The sequence below is a fragment of the Marinobacter sp. GH_1 genome (assembly GCF_048595985.1).
In the GTDB taxonomy this organism is placed as follows: Bacteria; Pseudomonadota; Gammaproteobacteria; order Pseudomonadales; family Oleiphilaceae; genus Marinobacter; species Marinobacter shengliensis.
In genome coordinates this window covers 283,479-303,696 of sequence record NZ_CP184460.1, presented here as the reverse complement: position 1 = coordinate 303,696, position 20,218 = coordinate 283,479, and the positions used below count along the sequence as shown (strand labels likewise).

General features: G+C 60.4%; 18 protein-coding genes. 9 read left to right on the top strand and 9 right to left on the bottom strand.

Going from position 1 to position 20,218, the window contains the following annotated elements:
- Positions 1-101 precede the first annotated feature (101 nt).
- On the top strand, positions 102-566 hold the full coding sequence (locus ACNSOI_RS01315; protein ID WP_420194945.1) for a c-type cytochrome: 465 nt from the start codon (positions 102-104) through the stop codon (positions 564-566).
- A 14-nt stretch (positions 567-580) separates the two neighbouring features.
- Here ACNSOI_RS01315 and ACNSOI_RS01310 read toward each other — a convergent pair whose 3' ends face one another.
- The 3 genes from ACNSOI_RS01310 to ACNSOI_RS01300 form a co-directional block, all read right to left on the bottom strand.
- Positions 581-1,273, bottom strand: a complete 693-nt coding sequence (locus ACNSOI_RS01310; RefSeq protein WP_420194944.1) for a cytochrome b/b6 domain-containing protein — start codon at positions 1,271-1,273, stop codon at positions 581-583.
- 71 nt (positions 1,274-1,344) lie between these two features.
- Positions 1,345-2,727 (bottom strand): ribonuclease J, encoded by a 1,383-nt coding sequence (locus ACNSOI_RS01305; protein ID WP_420194943.1) that lies wholly within the window; start codon positions 2,725-2,727, stop codon positions 1,345-1,347.
- Positions 2,724-3,491: a substrate-binding periplasmic protein gene (locus ACNSOI_RS01300; protein ID WP_420194942.1), complete on the bottom strand. Its 768-nt coding sequence runs from the start codon at positions 3,489-3,491 to the stop codon at positions 2,724-2,726. The genes ACNSOI_RS01305 and ACNSOI_RS01300 overlap by 4 nt, the downstream gene beginning before the upstream one ends.
- A 174-nt stretch (positions 3,492-3,665) precedes the next feature.
- Here ACNSOI_RS01300 and ACNSOI_RS01295 point away from each other — a divergent pair, with 174 nt between their 5' ends.
- The gene (locus ACNSOI_RS01295; protein WP_106694306.1) at positions 3,666-4,349 is read left to right on the top strand and encodes a type 1 glutamine amidotransferase domain-containing protein; all 684 of its coding nucleotides are present in this window, start codon (positions 3,666-3,668) and stop codon (positions 4,347-4,349) included.
- A 78-nt stretch (positions 4,350-4,427) separates the two neighbouring features.
- On the opposite strand, the gene ACNSOI_RS01290 is transcribed toward ACNSOI_RS01295, so the two are convergent.
- Positions 4,428-5,540, bottom strand: a complete 1,113-nt coding sequence (locus ACNSOI_RS01290) for an S-(hydroxymethyl)glutathione dehydrogenase/class III alcohol dehydrogenase (RefSeq protein WP_420194941.1) — start codon at positions 5,538-5,540, stop codon at positions 4,428-4,430.
- Positions 5,541-5,693: 153 nt separating this feature from the next.
- Here ACNSOI_RS01290 and ACNSOI_RS01285 point away from each other — a divergent pair, with 153 nt between their 5' ends.
- From ACNSOI_RS01285 to ACNSOI_RS01255, 7 genes are all read left to right on the top strand, one after another.
- Entirely contained in the window at positions 5,694-7,019 is a 1,326-nt protein-coding gene (locus tag ACNSOI_RS01285) for a DASH family cryptochrome (RefSeq protein WP_106694304.1), read from the top strand.
- Positions 7,016-7,504, top strand: a complete 489-nt coding sequence (locus ACNSOI_RS01280; RefSeq protein ID WP_061331195.1) for a DUF6231 family protein — start codon at positions 7,016-7,018, stop codon at positions 7,502-7,504. The genes ACNSOI_RS01285 and ACNSOI_RS01280 overlap by 4 nt, the downstream gene beginning before the upstream one ends.
- A complete protein-coding gene (locus ACNSOI_RS01275) occupies positions 7,498-9,141 on the top strand; it encodes a phytoene desaturase family protein (protein ID WP_286253140.1) in 1,644 nt (547 codons plus the stop codon). Before ACNSOI_RS01280 ends, ACNSOI_RS01275 begins: the two co-directional genes overlap by 7 nt.
- Before the next feature lie 9 nt (positions 9,142-9,150).
- Complete coding sequence (locus tag ACNSOI_RS01270) at positions 9,151-9,408, top strand: TIGR03643 family protein (protein WP_318036578.1); 258 nt, start codon at positions 9,151-9,153, stop codon at positions 9,406-9,408.
- Positions 9,409-9,464: 56 nt separating this feature from the next.
- A complete protein-coding gene (locus ACNSOI_RS01265) occupies positions 9,465-9,887 on the top strand; it encodes a YkvA family protein (RefSeq protein ID WP_061331198.1) in 423 nt (140 codons plus the stop codon).
- Positions 9,888-9,950: 63 nt separating this feature from the next.
- On the top strand, positions 9,951-10,727 hold the full coding sequence (gene pomA, locus ACNSOI_RS01260; RefSeq protein WP_061331199.1) for a flagellar motor protein PomA: 777 nt from the start codon (positions 9,951-9,953) through the stop codon (positions 10,725-10,727).
- Positions 10,728-10,729: 2 nt separating this feature from the next.
- Positions 10,730-11,650: a flagellar motor protein MotB gene (locus ACNSOI_RS01255; RefSeq protein WP_420194940.1), complete on the top strand. Its 921-nt coding sequence runs from the start codon at positions 10,730-10,732 to the stop codon at positions 11,648-11,650.
- Positions 11,651-11,654: 4 nt separating this feature from the next.
- Here ACNSOI_RS01255 and ACNSOI_RS01250 read toward each other — a convergent pair whose 3' ends face one another.
- From ACNSOI_RS01250 to ACNSOI_RS01230, 5 genes are read right to left on the bottom strand one after another with little or no spacing between them, the layout of a single operon-like run.
- Entirely contained in the window at positions 11,655-12,755 is a 1,101-nt protein-coding gene (locus ACNSOI_RS01250) for a lipocalin-like domain-containing protein (protein ID WP_420194939.1), read from the bottom strand.
- A complete protein-coding gene (locus ACNSOI_RS01245) occupies positions 12,752-15,010 on the bottom strand; it encodes an FtsX-like permease family protein (RefSeq protein ID WP_420194938.1) in 2,259 nt (752 codons plus the stop codon). The genes ACNSOI_RS01250 and ACNSOI_RS01245 overlap by 4 nt, the downstream gene beginning before the upstream one ends.
- Before the next feature lie 6 nt (positions 15,011-15,016).
- The gene (locus tag ACNSOI_RS01240) at positions 15,017-15,667 is read right to left on the bottom strand and encodes an ABC transporter ATP-binding protein (protein WP_152437086.1); all 651 of its coding nucleotides are present in this window, start codon (positions 15,665-15,667) and stop codon (positions 15,017-15,019) included.
- Between the two features lie 39 nt (positions 15,668-15,706).
- Complete coding sequence (locus ACNSOI_RS01235) at positions 15,707-18,865, bottom strand: efflux RND transporter permease subunit (protein ID WP_286253130.1); 3,159 nt, start codon at positions 18,863-18,865, stop codon at positions 15,707-15,709.
- The gene (locus ACNSOI_RS01230; RefSeq protein ID WP_138436989.1) at positions 18,862-20,103 is read right to left on the bottom strand and encodes an efflux RND transporter periplasmic adaptor subunit; all 1,242 of its coding nucleotides are present in this window, start codon (positions 20,101-20,103) and stop codon (positions 18,862-18,864) included. The genes ACNSOI_RS01235 and ACNSOI_RS01230 overlap by 4 nt, the downstream gene beginning before the upstream one ends.
- Positions 20,104-20,218 lie beyond the last annotated feature (115 nt).

Below are 20,218 nucleotides of genomic sequence, written 5' to 3'. Positions count from 1 at the left end.
AACTGTCAGCAATGAGTCTATACAGGTAGCATGCTCATAACCATGCCTTTATAGAGCATTTTGGTAGCCTAACCAATCCGACTAAAAGAGAGGGACCTGAGATGAAAAAAACCGGTGTGATTACCGCCGCCATACTTGCCACATCGTTTGCCATGCCTGCAGCGGCTCAACTGAGCGTGGAAGACCAGATCGAAGCACGCCAGGCTGGCTACCAGTTCATGGCCTGGAACATGGGCAAGATCAAAGCCCAGGCGGTTGATGGCGATGTGGAATTCAATGCTGACCAGATGAAAGCCGCAGCCAATGCCATTGCCGCCATTGCCAACTCTGGTATGGGCGCTCTGTTCAGCCCGGACTCGACCATGGACAAGGCAGAGAACACCCGTTTGAAGCCTGAGTTTTTCCAACGAACGGATAAAGTCCGGGAAGTCGGCACCAACTTTGTTCGTGAAGCCAACAAACTGCAGGAAGTGGCCGCCACCGGTGACCGCGCCTCCCTGGCAAGACAGTTCAGCGCTGTCGGGCAAACCTGCAAGGCCTGCCATGACAACTTCCGCGCCGACTGATCATCGCGGTTAACCTACCAGCCCAGATCCTGGGGTGCAGGTGCGGGTGCCGGCGGTGGTGATACAAGCTCACCGCTGGCCGCCCACACCACCGCCAGTGCAAGCACCAGAGACACCACGAATGCCATCGCACCCCCGCCTTTAGCATCTTCGGCGCGCCCTTTTGAGACCACTTTCCTGCCAGTGATCATCGGCTTCACCAGATTGTCTTTCTTCACGTGGGTGTAGAACATCACCGCTACCACATGCAGGGCCATCAGGCTGTACAGATACCATTCGGTTTGCCGGTGCCAGCCACTCAAGGTGCCGCTTAGATCTGACGACACCAGCGGGTAAAGAGGGCCGTAGAAGGCAATTTCGTCATTGGCGAACAACCCAGTCGCGGCCTGAAAACCGAACAGGCCGATCAGGGCCAGAACCGATAAAGCACCCAGCGGGTTGTGGCCCACGCCCTGCCACCCGCCTTTGAGATAGGCCATGATAGCGCCGGGGCCGCGTACAAAACGGGTAAACCTTGCGTAACTGGAACCCAGAAAGCCCCAGGCGATACGAAAGGCCAGCAAGCCAACAACCAGCAAACCAAATCGCTCATGCCAAACCATCCAGCTGCCACCGAGCTTGGTGGTCGCGATGGCACCAACCACCGCCAACACCAACAACCAGTGAAACAGCCGGACCGGTAGATCCCATAATCGAATAGTGGTCATCTTCATTCCCTTGCGTCACTCACGGATTGGCGACATAGACCATCATAAGCTTACTAAGTTCCTTGTAACCCTCAGTACACTCTGACCAACTCCTGCTTCTGCCACCCCAACCGTCCGGTTTCGACAACCTGACGCCGAATGCCCGGTACTGGCCGCACCATGAACAGGTCGCCATTTCGGCCAACCATGGCCCTGGGCACGCCTGCACCTTTCGCAAGATCGGCATGCACGTCCATGTGTACAGCCTCACCGTGAACAGGAATGGCAATGCGGGGCTGAACCCAGCGATACATCGCCTTGAGTTCATCCTGGGCCGGATGGCCTGAGGCATGAATGGGCACGCCCGCGTCTTCGGCGGTAATCACAATCACCCCCAGTTTGCGCAGCTGGCTGATCAGCGCCTCGATGGCTTCTTCATTGCCGGGTATTGCCCGGGCACTGAAAATCACCGTGTCACCTGCTTCCAGCTCAAAATCCGGGTGGCTGCCCTGGGCAAGGCGCCGCAACGCGGTTCGAGGTTCACCCTGGCTGCCGGTGGCCACACCCAGCACCTCATGGCGCGGCAGGTAGCCCAGATGGGCGGGGCTGATCAGTTTGTCTGAGCCCGGCCAAAGCCCCGTAGCCTTGGCCGCACCACTCATGTTTACCAACGAGCGGCCCAGCAATCCCATGTAGCGGCCTGTTTCCCGGGCAATACTGGCCAGCGTGTGCAGGCGCGCAATATTGCTGCCAAAGCAGGTGACAATCACCCGCCCCTCGGCCACCGCAATCAGGTCCCGCAGGCCTTCGTGCAGCGCCGCCTCGGAGACCGAGTGGCCCTGCACGGTGGCGTTGGTGGAATCACAGACCATGGCGGCCACACCTTCTTCCGCCAGATCGGTAAACGTGGATGTGGTGTAACCGTGACCAACCAACGGATTATCATCCAGCTTCCAGTCACCGCTGTGGAAAATGTTGCCAATCCGGGTGCGGATCATCAGGGCATTGGGGTCGGGAATCGAGTGGGTGAGTGCCAGCCACTGCACATTGAACGTGCCGATCTGCCGGCGCTCTCCGGTGTCCACCTCGATGATCGGTACCCGATGCAACAGATCAAACTCCGCCAGCTTTCGGCGCAGGATTTCAGCGGTAAATCGGCTGGTGTAGACGGGGCACTGCAGCAGTGGCCAGAGATAGGGCACGGCGCCGATGTGATCTTCGTGGGCATGGGTAATGATCAACCCCGCCAGTTTGTCCCGCCGGTCGGCGATAAACGCCGGGTCTGCCATCTGCACCGGTGGCTCACCACGATGGTGCACGGTGCCATCGGCCGCGATACGGCCCGGCTTGGGGAAGGTCACCCCGCAGTCCACCATCAACCACTGGCCATCGTGGCCGTAGAGGTTCAGGTTCATACCGATTTCACCCGTGCCGCCAAGGGGCAAAAACCATAAATCGTTGTGGTCAGGGGTCATTGAGCGGGTTGTTCCAGGTACTTCAACACAAGATTTTCCTTGATACCTTCACGTTCGATCAGCTTCAGGGCCGCGCGAATGTCGTCAGCATATTTTAGCGCAGGCGATTTATCCGACACCGCAATCCAGGAACGTTCGCCCGGCACAAAAAACGGAGATACCTGCGCCGGGAGTTGCAATCGACTGATGGTGTACAGGCCTACAAGTTCCGGAGCGATCACCACATCCACCCGGCCTTTTTCCATCATCAGCATCAGGTTCTCGTAGTGCGGTGCCGATTCTTTGATCAGATCCCTGTCGCGATCAAACCGGCTGAAGTAGGTGGCGCCATCCAGGACGCCAACCGTTCTTCCGTAAAGATCGTTGTAGCGGGTGATCCGGTGGTCGTCATCCAGATAGAAGAAAAGACGGCGCTCCGGCGGGAAAGCGGGGGCAACGAAGGTCATGTAGTCCTCGCGACCGTCGGTTCTCAGCGGCCCCAGCATTACATCCACTTCCCCTCTTTGCAGCATCAGCAGAACACGCCGAAACGGCGCCTCCCGGTACTTCACCTGCCAACCAAGGCGATCGGCAATTTCCTCGAAAATCTCCAGATAGAGGCCACCTTTATGGCCGGCTTCCAGTATTCGGTAGGGCGGAGAATGGTTCACCCCGACGGTGACCGTGAGTGGTTCGACGGTTTCCGTGCCCTGCTGCGCCTGTGCTGACAAGGAGAACGCTAGCAGTATAGATGCCAGCCACAGCGGTGTGTTTCTCACGTCCATTTCGGCCTCAATCCATGGTCAAATGAGTGTAAAACGATGACAGTATAGTAGGCCGCAGCATCCATAACCTACCTGTAACCGTAATCCCTGTTGAAATATCGCCATCCCGTCACAAGGTCTCGGGGTAAGGCACATCAAACTCGTTTCTGAACTCCGACACAAGGATCGACCACTATGAAGATACTGATGGTACTGACTTCCCATGACCAAATGGGCGATACCGGCCACAAGACAGGCTTCTGGCTGGAAGAGTTCACGTCACCGTTTTACGTCTTCAAGGACGCAGGCGCCGACATTACCCTCGCGTCCCCTAAAGGCGGTCAGCCGCCGGTAGACCCCAACAGTGAAGCCGAAGACGCCCTCACTGAATCCACCCGCCGCTTCATGGACGACACTCACGCCCGTGAAATGCTCGCCAGCACGAAAAAGCTGGCGGATGTGGACATGAACCAGTTCGATGCCATTTTCTACCCCGGTGGCCACGGCCCGCTGTGGGATCTGGCAGAGGATCAAAAGTCCATCGCCCTGATCAAGACGGCCTACGAGCAGGACAAGGTGATTGGCGCTGTTTGCCACGCCCCGGCGGTTTTCAAGAACGTGTTCGTCAAGCCGGATCAGAACATCGTAGGCGGCCGGGAAGTCACCGGTTTCAGTAATACCGAAGAAGACGCCGTTCAGCTCACCAACATCGTGCCGTTTCTGCTGGAAGACATGCTCAAGCAGAACAACGCCCGCTATACCCGTGGCGATGACTGGGCACCGCACATTGTGGTGGACGGCAAGTTGATCACCGGGCAAAACCCGGCCTCTTCCGAGGGCACCGCCAAGGCCGTGGTGCAGGCGTTACAGGCCAGCTAACAGGCTGAGTCTATGACCGCAAAAAAAGGGGAGGCCGCCGGCCTCCCCTTTAACGTTCTGACCTGGGTGCAACCCTGATCAGAAGTGAATCACCGTACGGATGCTCTTGCCTTCGTGCATCAGGTCGAACGCCTTGTTGATGTCTTCCAGCGGCATTTCATGGGTGATGAATACATCCAGCGGAATCTCACCCTTCTCGGCCTTCTCCACGTAGGACGGCAGTTCGGTACGGCCCTTCACGCCACCAAACGCGGAGCCACGCCACACCCGGCCTGTCACCAGCTGGAACGGGCGGGTGCTGATTTCTTCACCGGCACCGGCCACGCCGATAATCACCGACTCACCCCAGCCCTTGTGGCAGCATTCCAGGGCTGCACGCATCACCTTGACGTTACCGATGCATTCGAAGGAATAGTCCACACCGCCGTCGGTCATCTCGACAATGACTTCCTGAATCGGCTTGTCGTAGTCGTTGGGGTTGACCACGTCGGTGGCACCCAGCTGCCTGGCGATATCAAACTTGCCAGGGTTGATGTCGATGGCGATGATTCGGCTGGCCTCGGCCATGGTGGCGCCGATGATCGCTGCCAGGCCAATTCCCCCCAGGCCGAAGATGGCCACAGTGGCACCCTCTTCCACCTTTGCGGTGTTCATCACCGCACCGATACCGGTGGTGACACCACAACCCAGCAGGCACACCTTTTCCAGAGGTGCTTCTTTGGGAATCTTGGCCAGGGAAATTTCCGGCAGCACGGTGTATTCGGAGAAGGTAGAGCAGCCCATGTAGTGGTACAGAGGCTGGCCGTTGTACGAGAAACGGGAAGTACCATCCGGCATCACGCCTTTGCCCTGGGTCGCCCGCACCGCACCGCACAGGTTGGTCTTGCCAGAGGTACAGAACTTACACTCGCCACACTCAGCGGTGTACAGAGGGATGACATGGTCACCTACCTTCAGGTCTTTCACGCCCGGGCCAACCGCTTCCACAATGCCCCCACCTTCATGGCCCAGAATCGTCGGGAACAGGCCCTCCGGGTCGGCACCAGACAGAGTGTAGGCATCGGTATGGCACACACCGGTGGCGACAATCTTCACAAGCACTTCGCCCTCTTGAGGCGGCGCCACATCCACTTCCACAATTTCCAGTGGCTTGTTAGCCTCAAAGGCTACAGCCGCGCGGGATTTAATCACTTTCAATCTCCTGGTATCCGGTTGAGTCGAATTGCCTGCCAGCATTAACCTTGGACTTTAGCACGTCAGTGCCCTCAAGGCCTGAAACAGACGCCAATCCTCCGGGCAATTACTGACGTATGTTCCGGTAACTTTTTCAGAAGGTTTAATACTTTGAAAACGCTTTACTGGTTTACCCGCGACCTGCGAATGCACGATAACGCAGCGCTACTGGCAGCGGCCCGCTCTGACATGTTGCTGTGCGTGTACGTGGTGGATCCCCGGTGGTTTGCCAACGGGCCATTCCAGTGCCGGGCGATGGGTGAGCATCGATGGCGGTTTCTGTGGCAAAGCCTGACCGACCTGGAGCGCAGCCTGCGGGCCCTGGGCCAGCGGCTGCACATTGCCTTCGGAGAACCGGAGCAGGCACTCCCTGGGCTGGTTCACCAGCATTCCGTTGATCGCATTATTCGCTCACGCCAGCCCGGCACCATCGAAGCGCAACAGTGGCAGACGCTTCAACAGAAGCTGCCAAACACCCTGTTTCAGGAGTTCGAAACACTGAGCCTGTATACGGAAGGCTCGCTGCCTATGCCTCTCAGCGAGCTGCCCGGAACCTTTTCCCAGTTCCGCAAGCGGATCGAGAAGCAGGGCGAACGGGGCCCCGATCTTCTGCGTATTCGCACGCTGACCGCCCTGCCACCGCCGCCCGGGTTCCCGGAAGACAACCGGGGTGAATGCCCGCCTATCCCGGAGCCCTCATCGGCGCTGACGTTTACAGGCGGAGAGACTGCCGGGCTGGCGCGCCTGCAAGAGTATTGCTTTGGCAACCACGGCATTGCCACCTACAAGGAAACCCGCAACGCCCTGGATGACTGGGACTCGTCCTCCAAGTTTTCCCCCTGGCTGGCCAATGGCAGCCTGTCAGCTCGGGAGGTGGCTGCCACCATCGAAGATTACGAACGCCAGCACACCCGTAACGATTCCACCTACTGGCTCTGGTTCGAACTGCTCTGGCGCGAATACTTCTACTGGTACGCGCTCAAACACGGCAGCCACCTGTTCCGCCGGGATGGTGTGCAACGCAAGCATCGGCAGGTGACCTTCTATGGCCATCGTTTTAAGGCCTGGTGTGAAGGAAACACCCAGTATCCCATCGTCAACGCCGCCATGAACCAACTGCGCGAAACCGGCTACATGAGCAACCGGGCCAGGCAATTGGTCGCCAGTTGCTTCGTGCACGAACTGGAACTGGACTGGCGCTACGGCGCAGCCTGGTTTGAACAGCAGCTGGTAGATTACGATGTCGCCAGCAACTACGGCAACTGGCAGTACCTGGCCGGCGTGGGCGCAGACCCGCGAGGCTTGCGGCAATTCAATCTGGACAAGCAGGCGCAACAATACGATCCTGATGGAGCCTTCGTTGAGCGATGGCAGGGCAGGTCTTCACAACCGGTGGGCCTGCATACCGTGGACGCAGCAGACTGGCCCATTCTATGAGCACATCAGCGGACAGCCCGGCCAAGGTTCTGGCACGAATCATCGACACCAGCCAACCCCAAACCCTGCTTTCTTGCGGAAGCACCGCCAACGACGTTGCAGCAGTCTGGAAGCAGCAGGCAGGGTGCCAGTTACTGACTCTGGACACCAAAGACCCAAACGCCCACCTGCCACCGGCCCAGACACCGGATCTGGCCCTGATCACCGACACCCTTGAGCACCTTCCCTATGAAGAAGGCGCCCTGTTACTGGGCCAGCTGAGGAACTACGGCGCCCACCAGATTGCCGTCGTTATGCCCCAGTCCTCCGATTGGGGCTTTACCGATTTCATCGCTTTGGGGTTCCAGCGCCACGCAGAGCTGGAAACCGAGAACGGCGCACTCACGCTTTACACCTACAATCTGGATACTTACAACCATAAACGGGCCTGGAACAATCCCGATAACTGGGCCAATCCGCACATGTGGGGAAAATCGTGGTGGTAAAGAAAACAACCTCAAAAACACTGACACCCAGCTCCATCCGTATCGGCACCCGCTATCGGGCCAGCCGTTTGAAAGGCCCTTATGACGCCCTGGTGATCGGCTCTGGTATTGGCGGCCTGACCACCGCCGCCTGCCTGTCCAAGGCCGGCTACAAGGTGCTGGTTCTGGAACAGCATTACACCGCTGGCGGCTACACCCACAGCTATGCCCGCAACGGCTATGAATGGGACGTGGGTGTGCACTACATTGGTGACATGGGCGCCCGCCATACTCTTGGCCGCCGGCTGTTCGATTACATCACCGATGGCAAGCTCGAATGGGCGCCCATGGACGAGAACTACGACCGTTTCTTCCTGGGCGACAAGGTCGTCAACCTTCGGGCCGGCAAGGAGGGCCTGCGGCATTCCCTGTTGGCCTCGTTCCCAAACGAAAGCGAAGCCATCGATCGCTACCTGGCCCTGCTCGGAAAAGTTGCCGACGGCATGCAGTGGTACACCCTGTCCAAACTGTCCCCGGCCCTGGCCGGCCCGCTGGTTTCCCGGGGCCTGAAAACCGTCCTCCCGGACTGCTTTAACCGGACCACCTACGAGGTGTTAAGCGACCTGACCGACAACCAGGAGCTGATTGGCGCCATCACCGGCCAGTGGGGCGATTGCGGCGTGACGCCCAAACATTCCAGCTTTATGGTGCACGCGCTGATCGCCAAGCATTACCTGTATGGTGGCTTCTACCCGGTGGGCGGCGCCTCGGAAATTGCCAAAACCATCATCCCGGTGATTCAGGCCGGCGGTGGCGATGTGCTCACCTACGCCGACGTGAAGGATATCCTGATCGAGAAGGGCAAGGCCGTTGGCGTGCGTATGGCCGACGGCCATGACATCCGCGCCCCACTGGTGATCAGCAATGCGGGGGTGATCAATACCTTCGAACGACTGCTGCCCGAGTCCATCGCTGACCGCATTGGCTATCCCGGCAATCGGGAACACATCAAGCCGTCCATGCCACATATCGGTCTTTACATCGGTCTGAAAGGCACGCCCGACCAGCTCGGCCTGCCCCGCACCAACTTCTGGATTTACCCGAGCGCAGACCACGATGGCAATGTGGAGCGGTTCCTTAGTGATCCCCATAACGCGCCTTTCCCCGTGGTCTACATCTCGTTCCCGGCGGCCAAAGACCCGGATTACCAGAATCGCTGGCCGGGCACGTCCACCATCGAGATTGTGGCCCCCACCACCTGGGAGATGTTTGAGCCCTGGCAGGGCTCCACCTGGGGCAAACGAGGTGATGATTACGAGGCAGTGAAAGCCCGGATCACCGACCAGTTGCTGGAGGTGATGTATGAGAAGCTGCCCCAGCTCCGGGGCAAGGTGGACTATGTGGAAACCTCCACACCGCTGTCGACTGCCTGGTTCTGCCGTTACGAGCAAGGCGAACTCTATGGCCTGGACCACACACCGGAACGCTTTGAACAACGCTGGCTGCGGCCGAAAACCGACATCCCCGGCCTGTACCTGACCGGGCAGGACATACTCACCTGCGGTGTGGTGGGCGCGATGATTGGCGGGCTGGTGACCACCCTGGCGATCCGAGGTCTGAAAGGCGCAGGCCTGGCCAAACGAATCTTTGTGGGCTGAGGTGCTGCGATGAGCTCCACACTAACACCTGAAGACCTGTCTCGGGTTATCGAAATGGCCTGGGAAGACCGCACACCCTTTGAGGCCATCGAAGCCTGCTATGGCCTGCCGGAAAAAGACGTAATCAGCCTGATGCGCCATGAGCTGAAACCCGGCAGTTTCAGGCTCTGGCGCAAGAGGGTGAGTGGGCGCAGCACCAAACATGCGCGATTAAGGCCGGAAGGTGTTTTGCGGGCTTACTGCCCGACCCAGTACAAACACAGATGACGACATGGACGACTTTCGTTACCGTTACAGTCATCGGATAACCATTGAGCACAGCTATGGCATTGTTCTCTGAAAGAGCAGCAGCAACGCAACTGAAACAGGAAGCAGATAAGGTCGCCAAGGAAGACCTGAAGCCGCTGCTGGAACGGCAGAAAGCCATTGAGGAAAAGGTTCGGGGCAGTGGCCGGCTGCAACGGTTCGCCACCGACGTGCGGCTGATGTTTTCCCTGATACGGGATTACTGGCGGGGCGATTACCGGGCCATTCCCTGGAAAAGCATTGCCGCCATCGCCGGCGCGCTGTTGTATGTGCTGAACCCCATCGATCTGATTCCGGACATCATTTTCGGCATCGGCTTTCTGGACGACGCCGGCGTAGTGGCACTGTGCCTGAAACTGGTGGAATCAGACCTGCATCGCTACGCCGCCTGGAAAGAACACCGGGAATCCGACGATGTCACCACGGTGACAATTGATTAAGGAATAATCAAAGGGTATTCTCTCGCCCCCTGACTTCAACCCCCAGCAGTTAACGGAGTAACCGTGGATTTTGCCACCCTGATCGGCCTGGTCGGCGCCATCATGCTTATCGCATCGGCGGTGATACTGGGCGTGTCTCCCGAGGTATTTTTAAACCCGGCGTCACTACTGATTGTAGTGGGCGGCAGCCTGCTGGTGGTTCTAGCCAAATTCAGCTTTTTCCAGTTTCTTGATGCCTTCAAGGTGGCTGCCCGGGCGTTCAAGTTCAAGCTACCGGAAACCCAGGCCAGCATAGACGAGCTGGTTGAAGTCGCCCAGATTGCCCGCAAACAGGGTGTTCTGGGGCTTGAGGGCCGGGACGTCAGCTCGCCGTTTCTGGCCCAGGGCATTCAGATGCTGGTGGATGGCCAGGACGCCAACACCATCAAGCAACTGCTTAACAAAGAGCGGTTGATGACCCTGGACCACAACCGTTCCGGGGCCAAGGTGTTCAACGCCCTGGCTGATGTGGCGCCGGCCATGGGTATGATCGGTACCTTGATCGGTCTGGTACAGATGCTGTCGAATATGGAAGACCCGAAATCCATCGGCCCGGCCATGGCGGTGGCGCTCCTTACCACGCTTTACGGCGCCATGATCGCCACCATGATTGCCACGCCCATCGCCGACAAACTGTCGCTGCGAATGACCGAAGAAGCCCGTATGCAGTCCCTCTACATTGATGCGCTGGTGGCCATACAGGAAGGCACCAACCCCCGAATCATTGAACAGATGCTGTCTTCTTACCTGCCCCCGAAAGAGCGCGCAAAGAACGGTGAAGCGGAGACGGCAAGCGACTGACCATGGACGAGTTACCGGAAGAGGAAAAGCGTGCGATACCGGCCTGGGTTGTCACCTTTGCCGACCTGATGTCGTTGCTGATGTGCTTCTTCGTGTTACTGCTGTCGTTCTCCGAAATCGACGCCCAGAAGTTCAAGCAGATTGCCGGTGAATTATCCAAAGCCTTTGGCGTTCAGCGGGAGGTTCCGGCCCTGGAAGTCCCCATGGGCACCAGCCCGATCTTCGACAAGTTCTCACCGGCACCGCCGGAGCCGACGGTGGTCAATGAAATCCGCCAGACCACCACCGATCAGCAGCCGCAACTGCAGACACTTAACGACCCCACCGAGCAGGCGGTGCAGGACGCCCTTCAGGAACAGATGGATGCCAACCTGGCAGAGATCCTGGAAGTACTGGAGCCGGCGATTATGGACGGGCGCATCAATGTCTCGGAAGACCAGCGCCGAATTGTCATCCGGGTCGAAGAGAAGGGATCCTTCCCGTCCGGGTCTGCTCAGCTGACCTGGGAATTCGAGGGCTTGCTGCTTGACATGGCAGAGGTGCTGGCCGACATGCCCGGCGATCTGGCGGTAGAAGGCCACACCGACAACATCCCGATCCGTACGGAAAGATTCTTCAGCAACTGGGACCTGTCAGCGGCCCGGGCAGCCGCAGTGGCTAATGTGTTGCTGGCCCGGGAACAGGTGTCGCCCGAGCGCCTGCGAGTGACCGGCCTGGCCGATACCCGCCCCCGGGTGGCAAACACCACCGCAGACAACCGGGCCAAGAACCGGCGCGTGGAAATCATCATTGATCTGTCCGGCCCCCTGGAAGAACAGGAAATCCGGCTGCGGGAGCTGATTGAAGCCGAGCAGCAAAGCCAGGAAGCCATTATTGATCTGCGGTCTGAGCAGGCTTCACCATCCGGCGACCTGGTCTGGTAAAGCGCTACGGCTCGGAGTAGCCCGTAAGCTCCATATACCCTGCCCCTGTGTGACTGCCAGTCACCGTTACCGGGCTTTCCCAGTAGGGATACAAACCATCGTTGGTGTAGTTACCTGGTGGAGCCGACAGCGTCAGATCAATATCATGGTCCGGCACCGCCAAGCGCCACCGGGTGGGCACAGGCTCCGCGCCGGTGCCCGGTTCCAACTGCAACTGGCCCGGAGCCAGGGCAATCGGCTCACCACCCGCCGGTATCCAGGTGCCAGAGCGAAATTGACCTTGCTGCTCCCGAAGCTGGAATGCCATCAGTTTGTCGCCGGAATCCAGGTGCAGGGCAAACCAGTCCCAGCCCTGCTGGCCCGCTTTGAGAAACTGACTACTCCACTCCCGGTCGAACCAGGCCTTGCCGCGCACTGGCAGAGTTTCACGCCCTAACCTCACCTGTCCGGTCACTTCAATATCCACCAGGCTGAAGTACATGGAACCTTCGCCGCTGGCTGACTTGGCGCTGAAGCCGCTCACGCCGTGGGCGACCGGCGCACCCCGCACGGTCAGTTCAAGGTCAAACGCCCAGTAGTCGTCGGTATCAGGCTGCCCGTGACGGACCTGCACCTGCCAATCGTCCGGGGAGGCACCCGTGGTCAATTGCCAATGGTCAAGCCAGACCTGGAATGGCTCCACGGTGGCGCCGGCCTGGCCCAGATCACCCCGGGCCAGACGTTCACCGAACCAGTGCTGCTCCCGGTAGCTGACGGCAGCATGGGCCATCCAGGCCGCCTGCAATGGCCAGCCCGAGGGATCAGGAGCTTCAGTCTCAAGATCGCGGGGCTCGATGGCCTGGCGGAACTGTGTCCATTGCAAGCCCAGCGGTTCGCCAGCGTCCGTTTCCAGATTCGCGGTGAGGTACCACCACTCGATGCGGTGGGCCGGATGGGGGCCGAAGTCCCGGGGGAAAACCAGTTCCGTGCCCGGTCCCGGCTGCTCGAATCCGTCCTCGGGGCCGGCCGCTCCGCCCAGGCCGGCAAAACCTGCGTCTGTGCCCGGCTCGCTGCAACCGGCAAGCAGCCCGCAGACAAGCATCATGGTCAGCCAACGGAGCCTCATCGCTCTTCTCCCGTCACGCTGCCGGTCACCGATGGGCGAACCGCAGGGCGCCCCAACTGCCGGCGCATCAGCAAGGCAATACAGCCGCCAATCAGCAACGCCAGGGCCAGCAATTCCAACCAGAAGACCGGATAGACAGCCATCGGCAGTGACCAGCCGAAGGCCAGGGGGTTGATACGGTGCACCAGCACCCAGGTCAGGCCAACACCCAGCGGCAAGGCCAGCGCCGCTGCACTCAGAGTGACTGCCAGCGCCAACAGCAGGAGTTTCCGGAAGATCTCTGCTTTAGTCATACCCCAGACTTCCAGCAGTCGGAAGTACCACAGGCGGGTGGACAGAAACACCCAGCCCATCAGTAACAGGGCAACCGCCGCCAGTGCCAGGGTCAGCACCGTCATGGCACGGGTCAGCATAAAAGTCTGCTCGAACACCCGGTTGGCCAGGTCCTGAATGGCGCGATTGTCGCGGATGGTCAACGCCGGCTCGCCCCAGAGTGCGCGAAAGGCGTCAGTGATGGTTTCAATAGGGACACTGACCGGGGAGATCGAGAAACTCTCGAACGTCACCTCGAAATCCGGCGGCAGAATTTGCCCGGCAATCATCACTTCTCCCGCGGGTCGGCCATAATCCGGGTAGATGGCCAGCACCGGCAGTTCAAGGGCCCGCTCCGCCAGCACCAGCTCCAGTTCGGCGCCCACGGACAGTCCCAGGCGATAGGCGAGCTGCTCGTTAACCATCACACCGGCACCAGACGCCAGTGCCTGCCAGGGCTGTCGTGTCTGCTCAAGCAGGCCCCAGCCAGTCATCAGCGGGCCAACCGGCGCCACGGCAAAGATATCCACATCTTGCCAGGCTTGCCCATGCCGCAAGCGGCCCGAGCCACGCTGGACATGGTGCCAAAGCCCTTCGCCTGCGGTTGGAAGATGCTCCGTCAGCCAGTTGGCAGCCAGTGCGCTGTCCGCGCCCTCCGGCACCTGCACGTAGACATCCGCCGACAATCGCTGACTCAACCAGCGATCAAAGGTGTCTTCAAAGGTAATCACCAAAGCCTGCACGGCCAACACCATGGCCAGGGAGAACTGTAACGCCACCAGGGGCAACGCCAGGCGCCGGCACAACACGCCAAACTCGACCCACCACCAGCGCCAACCCGGCTGGGCGCTGGCCCGCACACCTGCACCAGACAACAACGACAGGCCCCGGGGCATTAACCACCCGATACCGGCCAACACCAGTGCCAGAGCCACAAACAGCAGCCACAAGACATCGACCAGCCACACACCGGCCAGGCCGACCAACACCAAAGATGTGGCCGCTGCGGGCCGCAGGCGGCTGCCCGGCATGGCGCGGGCAACCATCGGCATCAGCCAATCCACCATGGCAACGGCGAGCAGTAGCACGGTCATCACCAATGCAGGCACCCGCCAGTGGTTGCCGCCGGTCGCCAACTGACGGCTATCAAACAGCCCTTCCATGACATTGGCGAAGCCACCTTCCAGTACCGAGGCCAGCGCCTGACCGAGCCAGATACCCGGTATCAGGGTGAGGGCGGCGAGACACAGAAGCTCCAACAGCAGGTGCCCGCGCACCCGCCGGCCAGACACCCCAAAGCGGGCCAGGAGCGCGAAACTGTCCCGGCGCTGGGACAGCGACAACAGATAGACACTGCGCAGGAGCAACCCGGTAATCAGCAACACCAGTACACTCAAGGCATCCAGGTTCAGCAGGAAACTGTCGCCCAGCTGGCCGGTATCCGGTGACAAAGCGAAAGGGGCCGTGCGATAGGCCGAGGGCAAAGGACCCTCGCCCGCCGCCAGGATCAGGAACAGCTGCTGTTCGGCGGCCGTTAGAGCAGCTGCGTCGGCGATATCCAGGAACGGCTGGCCAACCAGTGGCTGGCCATCAAAGCTGGCAACATCAGCCTGTTCCTGAAAACACAGGGCCGCCAGAGGGTCGACGCCAATCACCCGGCGGGACTGCCCGTCCGGCAAGACTTCCAGCCAGGGCATCACGCACAGGCCCTGGCGGCGAAGCGAGACAAAATCCTCTACCGAGAGCGCGGCACCATCAACTCGCAGCACCTGTTCACGGACCTCCACCAGCCGTTCACTCTGGCCGAGGCTGTCGCGGGCCTGGCTGGTCAGGTGGTGAATACCGGTCCACAAGGCGGTGGCCAGCAGCATCAGAAGGGCCAGCGCGGCGCCCTGCCAGGGGTGCCGGCGATAGTGGCTGAGCAGGGCGGTAAACACCGTCATGGGCGCTCAGCCCCCGGACCGATGGCCAAGGTCCAGCGTCTGCTGGCAGCGGGCCGCCAGCTCCGGGTCGTGGGTAGCGAGAATCAGGCTGCAACCGGTTTCGCCCTGGAGCCTGAACAGCTCATCAGCCACCTCGTTGGCCGTGTTGCGGTCCAGACTGCCGGTGGGTTCGTCTGCCAGAATCAGGTCCGGGGCCATGGCGAAGACCATGGCCAGCGCCGCCCGCTGGCGTTGGCCGCCAGACACCTGGTCCGGAAACCGGTGGCCAAGTTCTCCGATACCAAGCACCTCCAGCCAATGCTGGCAACGGGTTTCCGGTTGGCCGGCCAATGAGGCGCGAAAGCGCACGTTATCCAGCAGCGACAAGGTCGGCATCAGGTTGGCTTCCTGAAACACCACACCGATTCGCTCGCGGCGCAGGCATGGCCAGTCAGCAGTCCGGCCGTCTTCGCCAAACAACGTCACGATGCCTTCATCCGCTTGCTCCAGCCCACACAGAATATTCAGCAAGGTGGACTTGCCGGAGCCGGAACGCCCCATCAGGGCGAGCGAACTGCCGGCAGGCAGATCAAAGCCCAGGCCAGACAACACGGCAACGGCCGAATCGCCCTGGCCGAAGGTTTTACGTAAGCCGCTGACGCTCACTGCACTGTGCACCTTAACGTTCTCCCCGTTGGCCAATTCGCCCCCCAACGTTCAACCCTGCAGGGGTTCCGGCGTTTCGCCATGGCGCTGCGCACGCCATTCCCGGAACTGCTCCAGCCACGACAACAGTGCCGGTATCACCAGCAACACCAGGAAAGTGGACAGGCCCAGGCCAAAGGCGATGGACGTCGCCATGGGAATCAGGAACTGCGCCTGCAGGGAGGTTTCAAACAACAGCGGCAGCAAGCCACCAATGGTGGTGAGGGAGGTCAACAGTACCGCTCGAACCCGCTGCACGGCCGCCTCATTGAGGGCATCGGTAATACCCAGTCCTTTCTGGCGCTGCTGGTTATAGAACGACACCAGAATAATCGCGTTGTTGACCACAATACCGGACAAGCCGAAGAGGCCAAACAACGACAGAATGGTGAGCTGCAACCCCATCAGCCAGTGCCCCAACAAGGCGCCCACCAGGGCAAAGGGAATGATCGCCATTACGATCAGCGGCAGGCTCCAGGAGGCAAACACCCAGGCCAGCACCACATACATCAGTGCGATACCGATCACCAGGCCGGTTTTCATGTCGTCCATGGTTTCCCGTTGATCGGCAGACCGCCCCTCGAAGCTGTAACGCACGCCATACCGACTGGCGATATCCGGCAGGGCGCCGGCCTGCAGGCTTTCCAGTACCTGATCGGTGGTGGCCACCCGGGTATTCAGGGCCGAGGTCACCTCCACCGCCAGTTTGCCGTCGGCATGGCGCAGAGCCTGGAAGCCCTGACGGTGGTCCAGGTTCATTACCTGGGTCAACGGCACGAATCGGCCATCCGGAATACGCACCATCATTTGCTCGAGGGTGGAATACCGCTCCCGTTGATCGCGGGGTAGCTGCACCCGCACTTCGATCTCGTCACGGCCGTCCTGATAGATCTGGGCAATCCGGCCATCAAAGGCTGCCCGCAGCTGACGCCCGAGATCCACGGTGGTCAGGCCCAGGGCTTCACCATAGGGGCTAACCTGATAGATCAACTGCTCCCGGCCCCAGGGCATGTCGTCTTCCACATCCAGCACTCCCGGCAGGGTACTGAGAGCCTGGGCCACTTCGTCGGCCGCGCGTTTGAGGTTATCGGCGCTGTCGCCGGTCAGGCGAATGTTCACATCCCGCCCCGGCGGTCCGGACTGGCGCTCACTGATGTTGAGCGAATCCAGCCCTGCGGGTAACGGAAGGCGCTTGCGCCATTGCTCAATGAACTCCGGGTTGCGGACGTCGCGCCGATCCGACGGCACCAGTTCCACCAGCATCGAGCCCAACTCATCGTCGTTGCGGGAACTGCCCTCGGCTCCCTGGGTAGCGCCGTAGGTGGTCACCGCATGGAGAATCAGGTTACCGCCCAGCGCCTGCTCTGTTTCATTCAGCGCGCGCTGCATCTCGCGCATGAAATCCGCCACCTCGCGTTTATCGGTACCGGCGACAAAACTGGCGTTGGCATAGAACACCGAGGGCTCCGGTGTCGGGAAAAAATTGAAGCCCAGACGACCGCCAGCCAGCAGACCGACGGTGAGGATTGCCAGGGCCAGAGCGCTGGCCACCGTCACGCCGCGATGCTTCAGGCTGTAGCGGGAAAATCGCCGGAACGGGCCATCGCGAAAAGCATCAAACCGCCGCTCAAAGCCATTGCGAAGCCGAGTGACCGGGTTTGGCTGACGCTTTGCAGGCGCCGGCTGGCCCGCCTTTTCAGTTTTACGCTTGAAGGCGTGGCGCAAGTGCGCCGGCAGCACAATGAAGCACTCCACCAGCGAGGCAATCAGGACACAGATCATCACCAAGGGGATGTCGCCCAGGATGTTGCCAATCACGCCCCCCACCACCAGCAACGGCATAAACGCCGCTACCGTGGTCAGAGACGATGCCAGCACCGGCCAAACCATGCGCTTGGCGGCACCCTCGGAGGCATAAATGGATTCCTCGCCCATCCGCGCATGGGCATCGGCATCCTCACCCACCACGATGGCGTCATCCACAATCACCCCCAGCGCCATGATCAGGGCAAACAGGGAAATCATGTTGATGGAGCCACCAATCAGCCAGAGCACCGCCAGCGCGGCCAGAAAGGCGGTGGGAATTCCGATCGCCACCCACATGGCCACGCGCCCCGGCAGGAACAGGTACAGCAACCCCACCACCAGCACCAGACCACCCAGGCCGTTGTTGACCAACAGGGAGATACGATCCTGCAACAGCTGCCAGGTTTCGTCATACACTTCCATTTTGATGGAATCCGGCAGCACCGGCCGGGTGTCTTCCAGCCAAATTTCCAGCACCTTGGCGGCGGCCAGAGAGTTGCCGTTTTCCGAGCGCTGCAGCTGTAGTTCCACCGCAGGCACGCCGTGGTTCTCCATCACCGTCTGGTTGTCCCGGGCTTCCTGGCGGATGATAGCGATATCGCCCAGCTGCATCCGCACCCGGTCACCGCTGAGCACCGGAACGGTTTCAAAGGCCTGCGGGCTGCGCCGTTGCTCGATGGAGCGAAGTTCCCGGGTAGCGTCCTGCTGCGCCATCATACCCGCTGGCAAATCCCGTGACAGGGAGGCTACCCGGTCGGCAATCTGTTCAAGCGAGAGACCGAGGGTTTCCAGCCGTTCCGCCGGCACATCGATACTGATCTGCTGCTCCGGTAAACCACGGATAGCGATGCGGTCAATGCCCCGGTCCAACAGCTCGTCTTCAAACCGGTAAACCAGATTGCGCAGTTCACTGCGGTCCACGTCGCCATAGATCAACAGGCGGGCCACTGGCTCATAACGTTCGATGCGGGCTACCTGCGGTTCTTCAGCATCAGCCGGCAGGTTATTGAATTCGTCCACCTGCTGGCGCACGTCGTCCACCGCCTGAATTGGATCGGTGCCCTCATGGAACTCCAGGGTGATGGAGGAGATGCCCTGAGCGGAGGTAGACGTCATTTTCTTCAGGCCATCGACACTTCGGAGCCGTTGCTCCAGAGGATCCGTGATCCCCCGTTCGACGTCCTCGGCAGACGCACCGCTCCAGACCACCCGCACACTGACCACATCCAACGCAAAGGTAGGAAAGAACTGGATGTTCATCCGGCTCAGGGCCAGCACACCACCAAGAATCATCACCAGCATAACCAGATTGCCGGCTACCCGGTGGTGGACGAAGAAACCGATAATGCCTTTCCTGCGCCTCACTCTGACGACTCCCCGTTGTCACCGGCCACTTCAACTTTCAGGCCGGTCATGGCATTGGGGAGGTGGGTAATGATCAGGCGGGCACCTGGTGTGAGCTGCTCGCCGGCGATCAGCAAACGACGCTCGCCGTTACTGGCTATCGCCTCGCCGATGCGCTCCACCTGCACCCGCTGCATACGCTGATCGTCGGTCATCAGATAGATGCTATCGGCGCCGTACAGGGCACTGAATGGCACTTCCACCGCCTGTTCCCGGGCGGGTCGCTCAAGGGTCAGCGGCAGCAGCGCACCCGGCCTCAAGCCCGCCGGCGCCCCGTCGAGCGTCAACACCGCTTCGGTGCCTGCGGGGTCAGCAATCCCGGCAAAGCGGGTTAACGTGAACCGATGCTCCCGGTTGCGGCTGTAGGCGTTGAGGGTGTCACCCCGCTCCAGCGCCCCGATCAATTCCCGCTGGAAGACTTCCGGCACCCTGGCGCGCACTTCGAGCCCGGCCAGCGGATAAATCGACAACAGCGACTGATTGCGGGATACCTGATCACCCACAGCCACCTGCACGTTGGTAACCACACCATCAAAGGGCGCGACGACGCGGGCCCTGTCACCGTCCCGTTCTGTGGCCGTCAGGTTAGCGGTGGCTTGCAGTAATCTGGCCTGCAAGCTTTGCAATCGGGCCGGGTGTTCATCGATGGCCCGCGCCCGGGTACTGACCGTCAGTTCCGCCCGGGCCAGGGCGTCGGTTGCCGTTTCCAGGTTCTCCCGGGAAGCCAGGTTCCGACCCACCAGGGCTTCAATCCGTTCGAACTGGCGGCGGGCGTTGTCCGCAATGGCCTGCTCACTTTCCAGGGCGCGCTGGTCGTTCCGATGGCGAACCTGCTCCGAGCGGATCTGGGCCTGCAAATCCTGAACCTGAGCCCGCGCCTGGGCAAGAGCCGGCTCAATGTCTGCTTCGTCCAGGGCCAGCAAAAGGTCACCACGGCTCACCCGGGCACCCTCCGCTGCCGGGCGCTCGGCAATGCGGCCAGCCATGGTCGCAGCCACCGTTTGCTGGTCAGGCGCCACCACTTCACCGTACAACGGCAACACAGGCACCCCGGTAGCTGGAGCCACGACCTGAACCTCGACCCGCCAGCTACGTTCGGTGGCGGCCACTTGGGCAGGCTCGGGGCGCGTTGCCTTGAGCACAATGAAGCCCGCAATACCCGCGGCCAGAATCAGGAGAGGAACAAAACGTTTGTACATGGGTAGTGTCTACGCTCAGGATGGTTGAGTCGCGCTTTCGCGCAAAGTTACTATACAACCCGTTACCGTATTCGGATTGTTAACAGGGTGCGACAAATATTCACAGCCACAACCG